Origin of the sequence: Pseudomonas silesiensis (genome assembly GCF_001661075.1) — a bacterium.
Classification (GTDB): domain Bacteria; phylum Pseudomonadota; class Gammaproteobacteria; order Pseudomonadales; family Pseudomonadaceae; genus Aquipseudomonas; species Aquipseudomonas silesiensis.
In genome coordinates, this window is sequence record NZ_CP014870.1 from 1,781,420 (window position 1) to 1,793,642 (window position 12,223).

Consider the following 12,223-nt stretch of genomic DNA (forward strand, 5'->3'; position numbering starts at 1 on the left):
TTGCCTATCCGGGTCGGGGTCATGCCTGACCTGGCAGCGGAGCGGTGGTCCAGTCGGCAAGTCGCCGTACCGAGACACCGAGGGTCGCACGTTCGAGCCCTCGATCCGCTCCGCCAGTTACGAGAAGGCGCATCCTCGGATGCGCCTTTCTTCTATCCGGATTCTACCCACGCTCCACGGTTGCCTAATTTTGAAGTTCAACCGTTTCTGGGGGACGCATGCTGCAGAATATCAGGGACAATTCACAAGGCTGGATTGCCAAGACCATCATCGGGATCATCGTTGTACTGATGGCGTTCACCGGTGTCGAAGCCATTTTCCAGGCCACGACCAACAGTCAGAACGCGGCCAAGGTCAATGGTGAAGAAATCAGTCAGGGCGAGCTGAGCCAGGCGGTCGATATGCAACGCCGTCAGCTCATGCAACAGCTGGGCAAGGACTTCGATGCTTCCTTGCTCGACGAAAAAATGTTGCGCGAATCGGCCCTCAAAGGCTTGATCGATCGCAAGCTGCTGCTCCAGGGCGCAGAAAAATCCGATTTCGCTTTTTCCGAAGCAGCGTTGGACCAAGTGATCCTGCAAACGCCTGAATTCCAGGTGGACGGTGCGTTCAGCGCCGAGCGTTTCGACCAGGTCATCCGTCAACTCGGTTACAGCCGCCTGCAATTCCGCCAGATGCTGGCTCAGGAAATGCTGATCGGTCAGCTGCGCGCCGGCCTGGCGGGCAGCGGTTTCGTCACCGACGCACAGGTGCTGGCCTTCGCCCGTCTGGAAAAACAGACCCGCGATTTCGCCTCCCTGAACGTCAAGGCCGACCCGGCGGCTGTGAAGCTGACCGACGAAGAAGTCAAAGCCTACTACGACGAGCACGCCAAGGAATTCATGACGCCGGATCAGGTGGTCATCGATTACCTCGAGTTGAAGAAGTCGTCCTTCTTCGATCAGGTCAGCGTCAAGGACGAAGACCTGCAAACGGCGTATCAGAAAGAAACCGCGAACCTGTCCGAACAGCGTCGGGCTGCGCACATTCTGATCGAAGTGAACGACAAGGTGACCGAGGCGCAAGCCAAGGCCAGGATCGAAGAGGTCCAGGCACGTCTGGCCAAGGGCGAGCAGTTCGAGGCACTGGCCAAGGAATTCTCCCAGGACCCGGGTTCGGCCAATAACGGCGGTGACCTCGGTTTCGCAGGTCCTGGCGTCTACGATCCAGCCTTCGAAACAGCGCTGTATGCGTTGGCCAAGGATCAGGTCTCGGAGCCGGTTCGCACCGACTTCGGTTTCCACCTGATCAAGCTGCTGGGCGTCGAAGCGCCGCAGGTTCCAACGTTCGCCAGCCTGAAAGACAAGCTGACCCGCGAGCTGAAAACCCAACAGGTCGAACAGCGTTTCGTCGAGGCCACCAAGCAACTGGAAGACTCGGCGTTCGAGTCCTCCGACCTGGCTCAGCCGGCGCAAGACTTGAAGCTGACCGTGCACACGTCCAAGCCGTTCGGCCGTGAAGGCGGCGAAGGTGTGGCGGCCAACCGCGCCGTGATCACCGCTGCATTCAGTCCTGAAGTGCTGGATGAGGGTGCCAACAGCACCGCCATCGAACTCGATCCGGAAACCGTGATCGTGCTGCGCGCCAAGGAGCACCTGAAACCGGCGCAACTGCCGATTGAAAGCGTGTCTGCCGCGATCCGCGGGCAATTGACCAAGGAGCACGCCAGCGCTGCCGCCAAGACCAAGGCCGATGAGTTGATCGTCAGCCTGCGCGAGGGCAAGACCCCAGCGGACCAGGCAATCGATGGCCAGAACTGGACAGTCACCACCGCCGCCACTCGCACCCAGGAAGGCATCGACCCGACTGTGCTGCAAGCGCTGTTCCGCATGCCAAAACCGGCCGCGAAGGACAAACCGACCTTCAACAGCGTGACCCTGGCCGATGGCAGCCTGGTGATCGTGCGTCTCAATGCCGTGAACGAAGCAGTGGCACCGACCGACGAAGAGAAGGCCCAGTACCGTCGCTTCCTCGCCTCGCGCATTGGCCAGCAAGACTTTGCGGCTTACCGCAAGCAGCTGGAAGCCGAAGCGGACATCGAGCGGTTCTGATGCCTGCTTGAGCTCTGCGCAACACAAAGACCCCGGCCCAAAAGGCCGGGGTTTTTTTTCCCCTGCCATCGGGAATCCGCAATCCCGCGCGACTTTCCTGGATATAAACGGTCAGTAGTCGTGTAACCGTTTTAAGACACCAATCGGTGCGACGCTAAGCATCGATCTGTTGCACAATAAGCCCCAGACCGTTTCTTCAGGATGTTCAATGTCTAAATCAATTCCCATGCATGTCGTCGGGCTGGCTCTGGTATTGGCCGCCGCTGCCGGCTGCTCGTCGGAGAAGACCGCCATTTATGAGCATGAGAACTTCGATGACTCCGGTACCTTTTCCCGCAATTACCCGGTGACCGATGCGCAGAGCTGCGAGGCCGCCCGTCGGGCGTTGCTCAGCCAAGGCTACATCATCACCAGCAGCGACCCGAAACTGGTCAGCGGCCACAAGAGCTTCCAGCAGACCGGCGATACCCATATGGAGATCAGCTTCAGCGTGGTCTGCGCCGATGACGGCACCGAGGGGCACCATGCGACCATGTTCGCCAACGCCCTGCAGGACCGCTATGCGCTGAAGAAGACCAACAACTCCGCCAGCCTTGGCGTCGGTGTGTTGGGCTCGGTATCGATGCCGATCGGCTCGTCAGACGACTCGATGGTCAAGGTCGCCAGCGAAACCGTGTCCTCGGCCAAGTTCTACGAGCGTTTCTTCACCCTGGTCGAGTTGTTCCTGCCACCGGAAGCGAAGAAGGCTGCACACATCAAGGAAAAGCCGAAAACCGACCTGGGCATGCCTGAAGCCAAGGCCGCACCGGCTCAATTGGTGCCGACGCCGGCACCGGCAGCAGAACCTGCGCCTGCACCGGCTCAGGACCCGGTAGAGCAACCTGCGCCGGCACCGGCTGCCTCGGAGCCGATGGCCCCGCCGCCAGAAACTGCACCGATTACCCCGGCCGACAACAGCGAACCGGCAACATCCACCGAAACGGGCACCGCTCCGGCGGACTCCAGTTTGCCACCCCCGACCGAGCCGATTTCGGCCATGCCGGTCACCGCCCAGTAAGCATGTGACGGGATCGGGTCAGACGGCACCGATCCCGCAATTGGCTTCATCATTGACTCGCGTCAACCCCGGTCACAGTTCTGCGGCCGGTACCGAAAAAAATCTGTGATAAATCCCCGATCGCCTGCTACGTTTTATCAAGTAGCCGCGTAGTGTCTTGCCTGCGTCATTTTTCTTTCACGTGGGCACTTTATGCTCAATGCGCAGGTCACTTATTCAGGCATTTTTTTAAACAAACCGTGGGGGATCAAAAATGGACGAATATCAAGAAGAACTGCTCGAGTATCAGGCGTTCGAACTCGACCCGCTGGAACCTGCCGAAGACGCCACCGAACTGTAGGCGTCAGGCGGATTGGCGATGGCTGCGGCGAAACTCGCCGGGGGTCTGGCCATTCCAGCGTTTAAAGGCCCGTTGAAAGGCTTCGGCAGAGGCAAAACCTAGCAGGTAGGCGATTTCTCCGAACGCCAGTTCGGTATCGCGGATGTAGGTCATGGCCAAGTCGCGGCGGGTGTCGTTGAGGATCGCGCGAAACTGCGTGCCTTCCTCGGCCAGTTTGCGACGCAAGGTCCAGGTCGGCAGCTTCAGGCGTGCCGCCACTTCTTCCAGGTCGGGCTCCCGGCCACCATTGAGCAATGGCCCCAGCAACTGAGTGATGCGTTCACGCAGGCTGCGGGTGCGTGTCAATTGCTCCAGTTCCCGTTCGCACAGTTGCAGCAAGTGCCGCCAGGTGCTCGGGCAGTGCAGCGGATTGCGCTGAGCGAGACTGGCCAGGCTCAGGCGCAGTTGATTGTGTTCGGCACCGAACTGGATCGCACAGTCGCCCAGCACGGCATAGGCCTCACGGTAATCAGGCGCCGGGAACTCGATCTCGATGCGTTCGGCACGCAGCGGGGCAGGGCTGACGCTGGACAGTTGCTGCAACCAGCCGGCGATGATCGAATCCACCACGAAGCGGTTATAGGCGTTGTAAGGGCTGATGGAATAAAAGCGCAGCCAGGCGCCCTGGGCGTCCTCATGAAAGCTTGATTGCCCGCGATAGTTGGAGCCGTACAAGGCTTCGAAACGAATCAGGCAGCGCGCCGCTTCTCGCACCGTTGGCGCCTGGGCCGCGGTCACTCCAGCCAGGCCGGCCTGGCTCAGGCGACTGAGCTGGCCCATGCGCAAACCCAACGCCGGGTCGCCGGTCAGTTGAATGGCACTGTGGCCCAGGCGCATGTAGCGCGGGATCGAGAGCCGGGCACCGGCTTCACTCAGGCGCGCCGCATCGAGACCGTACTGCTCAAGTAGCGGTTGAGGATCTGCATCGTGACTGCGCACCGCATCGGCCAGGCTGTGCACGAAGCCCACCGACAGATCGCCCAGCCGCATGGGCAAGGGTTTCATGGGTTATAACCACAGGTTCAGCAAACGCGCGCCACGGGCATTGCCGTCGGCAAAATGCTGGCCGTTGCTGCTGAGAAAGCTTTGCCCGGCGCTGCCCTGATCCCAGAACTGTCCGCGCAGGAACACGCTCATGCCGGCGATCGCCTGGCTGCTGGGCGGTTGAGCGGTCAGGGTCAAGTGATGCCAGGCCTGGCCTTCGCTGAGTTCTTCGGCCTTGAGGCTGACGGAGCCGGGCGTCGACAACCCCTTGTAGCCGCGCCACGGTTTATCCCAGGTGCCGCGTCCGGTCACGAAGGCCGGCACCGCGACGAACTTCGCGCCCTGGGCGTCAAGCTTGCGGTAGGCGTCCGGGTACCAGCTGTCGCTGCCGATCAGCACCCCCAGGCGTCCGGCCGGGGTGTCGACGACGCTGGGCGTGCGCTCGCCATTGGCGGCGATGACCTCATGCTCATCGAACACCGGGTGCATCTGGCGCTGGGGCTGGCCGATCGGCAGACCATCGCGGCCAAACACCACGCTGCTGTTATACAGCGCACCGCCGCCGATTTTCAGCCTGCCGTCGATGATGCTGGGTTCGGGCAACACGATGGAGCCCGCCACCAGGGTCACCTGGAATTCTTTGGCCAGGCCACCGAACAAGGCCTGGTAATCCTTGGCCATGCCTTTGGCTTTCATCCGCAGGTGAGCGTCGTCCAGGCGACTGTCGCCTTGGGCTCCAATCAGGGCGCGGATAAACTTCAAGGGATTGCTCGCCGCCAGCCAGTTCATGGCTTCCTTGAGGGTGGTGGCCTGGTACAGCTCATCTTTCTCGCCGCTGACCATCAGCCAGGTGCCGATGTGTTCCGGCAGCACGACGATGGTTTTTTCATTCAGCAGGCCTTGGTCCCGGGCCTTCTGCAGATAGGCCGCGAGCTTGCGGTGCAGGCGCTCGGAGCTTTGGTAGTCGGAGGGGAACAGTTCGGGCTGAATGCCCAGCAGGTTACCGCGATCGGCAGGGGTGCCTTGATCGACGGCGAGATCGATGCGCAGGTCCGACAGGTAGTGACCCACCGGACGGTCAGCGGCCCACATCGCGTAGGTCGTCAGGGCGGCAATCAATGCCATGGAAAAAGTCAGGTACAGAAGTTTGCGCATGGAAAACAGTCAACAGCCGTGTGCAGGATTCGCTGACTAGGGTAGGGCCCATGCCCGCGCTTGCCAAGGGGCGCTGCGCATTTGGATCAATAAGTTGTCAGTTACGGTCATTGAGCGACCGGTGGCGTGCTCATAGTCTGTGGCACATGACAGAGGGGTGCCAAAGAGCACCCTCACTTTTTCCGTGATCGCTCGTTGTGGAGTTACCGATGGCCGCCGCTCATTACCCGCACCTGTTGGCCCCGCTGGACCTGGGTTTTACCACGTTGCGCAACCGCACCCTGATGGGCTCGATGCACACGGGTCTTGAGGAGAAGCCCGGCGGTTTCGAACGCATGGCCGCGTACTTCGCCGAGCGTGCCCGGGGTGGTGTGGGCTTGATGGTCACCGGCGGTATCGGTCCGAATGACGAGGGCGGGGTGTATTCCGGTGCGGCCAAGCTGACCACCGAGGAAGAAGCGCTCAAACACCGGATCGTGACCCGTGCGGTGCACGAGGCGGGCGGCAAGATCTGCATGCAGATCCTGCACGCCGGTCGTTATGCCTATAGCCCGAAACAGGTCGCGCCGAGTGCGATCCAGGCGCCGATCAACCCGTTCAAGCCCAAGGAACTGGACGAGGAGGGCATCGAGAAACAGATCAGCGATTTCGTCACCTGTTCGACCCTGGCACAAACCGCCGAGTACGACGGCGTCGAGATCATGGGCTCGGAAGGTTATTTCATTAACCAGTTCCTCGCCGCCCACACCAACCACCGCACCGACCGTTGGGGCGGCAGCTACGAAAACCGCATGCGCCTGCCGGTCGAGATCGTGCGCCGGGTGCGCGAAGCGGTCGGCCCGAACTTCATCATTATCTTCCGCCTGTCGATGCTCGACCTGGTGGAAGGCGGCAGCAGCTGGGAAGAAATCGTGCAATTGGCCCAGGCCATCGAGCAGGCGGGCGCGACCATCATCAACACCGGCATCGGCTGGCACGAGGCGCGAATCCCGACCATCGCCACCAAGGTGCCGCGCGGTGCGTTCAGCAAAGTCACGGCCAAGCTGCGCGGCTCGGTGAGCATTCCGCTGATCACCACCAACCGCATCAACACCCCGGAAGTCGCCGAGCAGATTCTGGCCGAAGGCGATGCCGACATGGTCTCCATGGCGCGCCCCTTCCTCGCCGACCCGGACTTCGTCAACAAGGCCGCCGCCGGCCGTGCCGATGAAATCAACACCTGCATCGGCTGCAATCAGGCCTGCCTCGATCACACCTTCGGCGGCAAGTTAACCAGCTGCCTGGTGAACCCGCGGGCCTGCCACGAGACCGAGCTGAATTACCTGCCGGTGCAGCAGATCAAGAAAATCGCCGTGGTCGGTGCCGGCCCCGCCGGGTTGTCCGCGGCGACCGTGGCCGCCGAACGTGGCCATCAGGTGACGCTGTTCGATTCGGCCAGTGAAATCGGTGGCCAGTTCAACATCGCCAAGCGAGTGCCGGGCAAGGAAGAGTTCTTCGAAACCCTGCGCTATTTCAATCGCAAGCTGCAGACCACGAATGTCGAGGTGTGCCTGAACACCCGGGTCGATGTGGCGCAGTTGCTGGCAGGCGGCTACGACGAGATCATCCTCGCCACCGGCATCGCCCCGCGGACCCCGGCGATTCCGGGCGTGGAGCACGTCAAGGTGCTGAGCTACCTGGACGTGATCCTCGAGCGCAAACCGGTGGGCAAGCGTGTCGCGGTGATCGGCGCTGGGGGGATCGGTTTCGACGTGTCGGAGTTTCTGGTGCACCAGGGCGTGGCCACCAGCCAGGACCGTGAAGCGTTCTGGAAGGAGTGGGGCATCGATACCCACCTTCAAGCCCGCGGCGGTGTGGCCGGCATCCAGGCCGAGCCCCATGCCCCGGCCCGTGACGTGTTCCTGCTGCAACGCAAGAAATCCAAGGTCGGCGACGGCTTGGGCAAGACGACGGGCTGGATTCACCGCACCGGTTTGAAAAACAAACAGGTGCAGATGCTCAACAGCGTCGAATACCTGAAGATCGACGACCAGGGCCTGCACATCCGCGTCGGCGAAACCGGCGAACCGCAAGTGCTGCCGGTGGATAACATCGTGATCTGCGCCGGGCAGGATCCGTTGCGTGAATTGCATGATGGTCTGGTGGCGGCGGGGCAGAACGTGCATTTGATTGGCGGCGCGGATGTGGCGGCTGAGCTGGATGCGAAGCGGGCGATTAATCAGGGGTCGCGGTTGGCGGCGCAGTTATAACAGCAGGTCCAACGTGCCAATGCCAATCGCGGGCAAGCCCGCGATGGCGTCCTCAAGGCTGCTAATATGCCGGCTCTTCACCCAGAGCCGGCATCAATGCTTCTCCCTTCCAGTATCTGGCTCCCCCGAGCCCCCCTCGAACACCTAAACCTCGACTGGCTAACCCAGGCCCACATCGAAGTCGCCATCCTGCGCCTGGACCAGATCGACCCGCTGATCAGCGGCAACAAATGGTTCAAGTTCACCGAACACCTCAAGGCCGCTGACCTCGCCGGGGCCAAGGGCATCATCAGCCTCGGCGGCGCCCACTCCAATCACCTGCATGCCCTGGCCGCTGCCGGCAAACGCTTCGGTTTCCCCACGGTCGGTCTGCTGCGCGGCCATCCGCAAGACACCCCCACGGTGCAGGACCTGCAGGCGTTCGGTATGGCGTTGCACTGGTTGGGTTATGGCGGTTATCGCGCGCGGCACGAACCCGGTTTCTGGCAGCCATGGCAGGCACGGTATCCCGATCTGCAGCCGGTGCCGGAAGGTGGCGGCGGGTTGCCGGGAGCCACGGGGTGCATGCCGCTGAAAACCATGGTCAGCGAGCAGTTGAACGCTCTGGGCTGGAACGACTACCACGGTTGGTGGCTGGCCTGCGGCACGGGCACGACGTTGGCCGGCCTGGTGCTGGCCGAGGCGGGTGAGCATCCGGTTTATGGCGCGTTGGCGGTACCCGACGATCATGGTGTGGCGCAGCAGGTGCAGAGGATTGTGCAGGAAGCGGGGTTGGTCGGCGCCACCTATGAACTGATCGACGCCAGCCGTGGCGGCTTCGCCAAAGTCGATCCGCTGCTACTCGAATTCATTGAACGTAGCGAACAGGCCAGCGGCATTCCCCTCGAACCGCTGTACACCGGCAAGGCGCTGCTGGCGCTCAAGCAGCAGGTCGAGGCAGGCAGATTTGCCCGGGGCACGCGCCTGATCTTCATCCACACCGGCGGCTTACAGGGCCGCCGGGGGTTCACGTCACAGCACGGATAGACACCGCACCCCCTGTAGGAGCGAGGCTTGCCCGCGAAGGCGGTGTGTCAGACAACAATCACGTGACTGACACACCGCCTTCGCGGGCAAGCCTCGCTCCTACAGGGGGTGCGTGGTGATCAGCTGGATTGTGGCATTTCACCTTTGGCCAGACGCTGGTTGATGTCGGCGATCACTTGCGGCAAGTCGGTGATGGTGTCGATCATGTAGTGCGGGCGCGAGCCTTCGAACATCCCGTGGATACGCTTGCGTTCGCTGGCCAGCTTGTCGCTGCCGAGGGCGCGATAACCTTCGTAGTCCAGGCCCAGGGCGTTGCCCGAGCAGATCAGCGCGACGGTCCACATGCCGGCGCGACGGCCTTCGAGAATGCCCGGCACCGTGTCGTCGATCTTCACGCAGGCCGCGACATCATCGATCCCGAGGGCGATCACATTGGCCAGGGCCTGGGCTGGCCATGGGCGGCCGTTGGGGACTTCGTCGGTGGCGACCACGTGATCGGCCACGTAACCGTTGGTGGCGGCCAGTTCCACCACCTTGTCCATGACCTGCTTGGGGTAGCCGGAGCAGGAGCCGATCTTGATGCCTTGCTGGCGCAGGTTGGCGATGGTGTCCAGGGCGCCGGGAATCAGCGCCGAGTGCTCGGCGATTTTCTCGATCTGCAGGGGCATGAAGCGTTTGTAGATAGCGGTGACGTCATCATCGGTCGGCGTGCGGCCGAACACGGCGCGATAACGCTCGGCCACTGGCGGCTGATCGCACAGGGTCCGGATGTGGTCCCACTTGCCCATGCCCATCGGCCCGCGGGCTTCTTCGATGGAGACCTGAACGTCGAACTCGGCGAAGGCCTCGACGAAAATCTGGGTGGGGGCGAAGGAGCCGAAATCGACCACGGTGCCGGCCCAGTCGAGGATGGCGGCCTGGAGTTTGGTTGGGTTTGTGTAGTTCATGGTGATCAGATCCTGTGAGAACGAGATATTTGGGAGTTCGATGTACCTGTGGGAGCGAGCTTGCTCCGGGCGGCGTTCCGACGATAGCGGTCTTTCATTCAACATTGATGTCGACTGATCGGGCCTCATCGCGAGCAAGCTCGCTCCCACAGGGAAGTGCGGTGTTGCTTAGATTTCGAGCACTTCCATCTCGCGCAGTACCTCGGCGACCGCCGCTACCGCCGCGTGCATCTCGGCCTGGTTGACGTGGCCGATGCAGCCGACGCGGAAGGTTTCGACCTGGGTCAATTTGCCGGGGTACAGAATGAAACCCTTGGCCTTGACCCGTTCGTAGAATTCCTTGAACTGATAGCGCGGGTCTTTCGGCGCGTGGAAGGTGACGATGATCGGCGCCTGGATCGCGGCGGGCAGGAAGCTGCGCAGCCCTAGTGCGGCCATGTCCTCGAGCAATACCTGGCAGTTGTTGGCGTAGCGCTGATGCCGGGCCGGCAACCCCCCTTCTTCGTTGTATTGCAGCAGGGCTTCGTGCAGCGCGGCGACCACGTGGGTCGGCGGGGTGAAGCGCCACTGGCCGGTCTTGGCCATGTAGCTGTGCTGGTCGAACAAGTCCATCGCCAGGGAGTGCGAGTTGCCGGCGGCACTGGCCAGGGCTTCCTTGCGAGCGAAGACGAAGCCCATGCCCGGCACGCCTTCCAGGCATTTGCCCGACGCGGCGATGAGCGCGTCGAACGGCACCTGTTGCGCATCGATCGGCAGCGCGCCAAAGGAGCTCATGGCGTCGATGATCAGGCGTTTGCCGTGTTGGGCGATGACATGCGCAATCTCCGGCAGCGGGTTGAGGATGCCGGTGCTGGTTTCGCAGTGAATCAGTGCGATGTGGGTGATGGCGGGGTCGGCGTGCAGCAGGCGGTCGACGTCGGCGGCGGTCGTCGGTTCGTCCTCGGCAGTTTCAAAGGTGCTGAAGGAGCGGCCGAGCACTTCGCAGATTTTCGCCAGGCGTTTGCCGTAGGCGCCGTTGATCAACACCAGGACTTTGCCGTCCCGGGGCACCAGGGTGCCGATCGCCGCTTCGACCGCGAAGGTGCCGCTGCCTTGCAGGGGGACGCAGTGGTGGCTGGCGCCGCCGTTGATGATCGCCAGCAGTTGTTCGCAGAGGCTGGCGGTCAGTTGATTGAAGCGGTCATCCCATGAACCCCAATCGACCATCATCGCCTGGCGGGTGCGGGCCGAAGTCGTCAACGGGCCGGGGGTGAGCAGGATAGGTTCGGCAGTACTCATTCTCGTGTCCTCGCAATCGATGGGATGAAGCTACGGGGCCTAAATTGCAATTTGCCGAGCTATCAATCAAATTGTTTGTTGTTATGCCAGCCATCAGTGAGAGTTATTCATGAACCTGTTCCAGCTCCGCGCATTCGATGCCGTCGCCCGCGAAGGCAGCTTCACCCGGGCCGCCGCGCGGCTGTTCATCAGTCAGCCGGCGGTCACCGGGCACATCAAGGCGCTGGAGGAGCACTACCAGATCACCTTGTTGCGTCGCACCGCGCGACGGGTGGAGTTGACGGAGGAGGGCACCAAGCTGGCGGCGATCACCCGGGCCATGTTCGGCCTGGCGGAAGAAGCCCAGGTGATGCTCGAAGCCAACCGGCAGTTGCTCACCGGGCGCCTGGAAGTGGCGGCGGACGGGCCGCACATGGTCATGCCGATGCTGGCCAGCCTGCGTACGCGTTATCCGGGGATTACCGTGAACCTGCGGCTGGGCAATGCCCAGGAAACCCTGGCGGCGTTGCTCTCGGAACATGCCGATGTGGCGGTCCTGACCGAGGTCGCGCCGCGCAAGGGCTTGCACCTGCAGGCTCTGAACGAATCACGGATCTGCGCGCTGGTGCCTGCCGGTCACCCTTGGGCGCAGCAGCTCAGGGGCGTGCAGCTCAAGGTGCTGGACCAGGTGATCATGGTGTTGCGTGAGCCGAGTTCGATTACCCGGCGTACGTTCGATGAGGCTTGCGCCCAGGCGAAGGTCAATCCACGGGTGTTGCTGGAGCTGGACAGTCGTGAAGCGGTGACCGAAGCCGTGGCGGCGGAACTGGGTGTGGGGGTGGTGTCGTCGGTGGAAGTCAGCCATGACCCGCGGGTGGTGGCGGTGCCGATTATCGGCGAGGGGTTGGTGAATCGGCACATGATGGGGTGCATGGAGCGGCGGCGGGATTTGCGCTTGATCCAGGCGTTTTTCGAGTTGGCACCCATTAGATAAACCGCGGTGTCTGCATCGCGGGCAAGCCTCGCTCCTACAGGATCCAGGGTGGCCGCAGATCCTGTGCACGACGCAAAACCTGTAG

General features: G+C 62.3%; 9 protein-coding genes. 5 read left to right on the top strand and 4 right to left on the bottom strand.

Features of this window, described 5'->3' with window-relative positions:
- Positions 1-218 precede the first annotated feature (218 nt).
- Positions 219-2,090, top strand: coding sequence for a SurA N-terminal domain-containing protein (locus PMA3_RS08165; protein WP_064676677.1), 1,872 nt, complete (start codon positions 219-221; stop codon positions 2,088-2,090).
- A 208-nt stretch (positions 2,091-2,298) separates the two neighbouring features.
- A complete protein-coding gene (locus PMA3_RS08170; RefSeq protein WP_064676678.1) occupies positions 2,299-3,147 on the top strand; it encodes a DUF2242 domain-containing protein in 849 nt (282 codons plus the stop codon).
- 343 nt (positions 3,148-3,490) lie between these two features.
- Here PMA3_RS08170 and PMA3_RS08175 read toward each other — a convergent pair whose 3' ends face one another.
- Both PMA3_RS08175 and PMA3_RS08180 read right to left on the bottom strand, forming a co-directional pair.
- The gene (locus PMA3_RS08175) at positions 3,491-4,531 is read right to left on the bottom strand and encodes an AraC family transcriptional regulator (RefSeq protein WP_064676679.1); all 1,041 of its coding nucleotides are present in this window, start codon (positions 4,529-4,531) and stop codon (positions 3,491-3,493) included.
- A gap of 3 nt (positions 4,532-4,534) precedes the next feature.
- Positions 4,535-5,665, bottom strand: coding sequence for a carbon-nitrogen hydrolase family protein (locus tag PMA3_RS08180; protein ID WP_064676680.1), 1,131 nt, complete (start codon positions 5,663-5,665; stop codon positions 4,535-4,537).
- Between the two features lie 209 nt (positions 5,666-5,874).
- Between PMA3_RS08180 and PMA3_RS08185 the strand changes: the two genes are divergently transcribed.
- Together PMA3_RS08185 and PMA3_RS08190 are read left to right on the top strand one after the other, a co-directional pair.
- Entirely contained in the window at positions 5,875-7,914 is a 2,040-nt protein-coding gene (locus PMA3_RS08185) for an NADPH-dependent 2,4-dienoyl-CoA reductase (protein ID WP_064676681.1), read from the top strand.
- Positions 7,915-8,010: 96 nt separating this feature from the next.
- The gene (locus PMA3_RS08190) at positions 8,011-8,940 is read left to right on the top strand and encodes a 1-aminocyclopropane-1-carboxylate deaminase/D-cysteine desulfhydrase (protein ID WP_064676682.1); all 930 of its coding nucleotides are present in this window, start codon (positions 8,011-8,013) and stop codon (positions 8,938-8,940) included.
- 119 nt (positions 8,941-9,059) lie between these two features.
- On the opposite strand, the gene phnX is transcribed toward PMA3_RS08190, so the two are convergent.
- Both phnX and PMA3_RS08200 read right to left on the bottom strand, forming a co-directional pair.
- Positions 9,060-9,887 carry a phosphonoacetaldehyde hydrolase gene (phnX, locus tag PMA3_RS08195; protein WP_064676683.1) on the bottom strand — a complete coding sequence of 276 codons (828 nt, stop codon included), beginning with the start codon at positions 9,885-9,887 and terminating at the stop codon, positions 9,060-9,062.
- A gap of 168 nt (positions 9,888-10,055) precedes the next feature.
- On the bottom strand, positions 10,056-11,165 hold the full coding sequence (locus PMA3_RS08200) for a 2-aminoethylphosphonate--pyruvate transaminase (RefSeq protein WP_064676684.1): 1,110 nt from the start codon (positions 11,163-11,165) through the stop codon (positions 10,056-10,058).
- A 109-nt stretch (positions 11,166-11,274) separates the two neighbouring features.
- Between PMA3_RS08200 and PMA3_RS08205 the strand changes: the two genes are divergently transcribed.
- Positions 11,275-12,138, top strand: a complete 864-nt coding sequence (locus PMA3_RS08205) for a LysR substrate-binding domain-containing protein (RefSeq protein WP_064676685.1) — start codon at positions 11,275-11,277, stop codon at positions 12,136-12,138.
- The last annotated feature ends 85 nt before the right edge of the window (positions 12,139-12,223 follow it).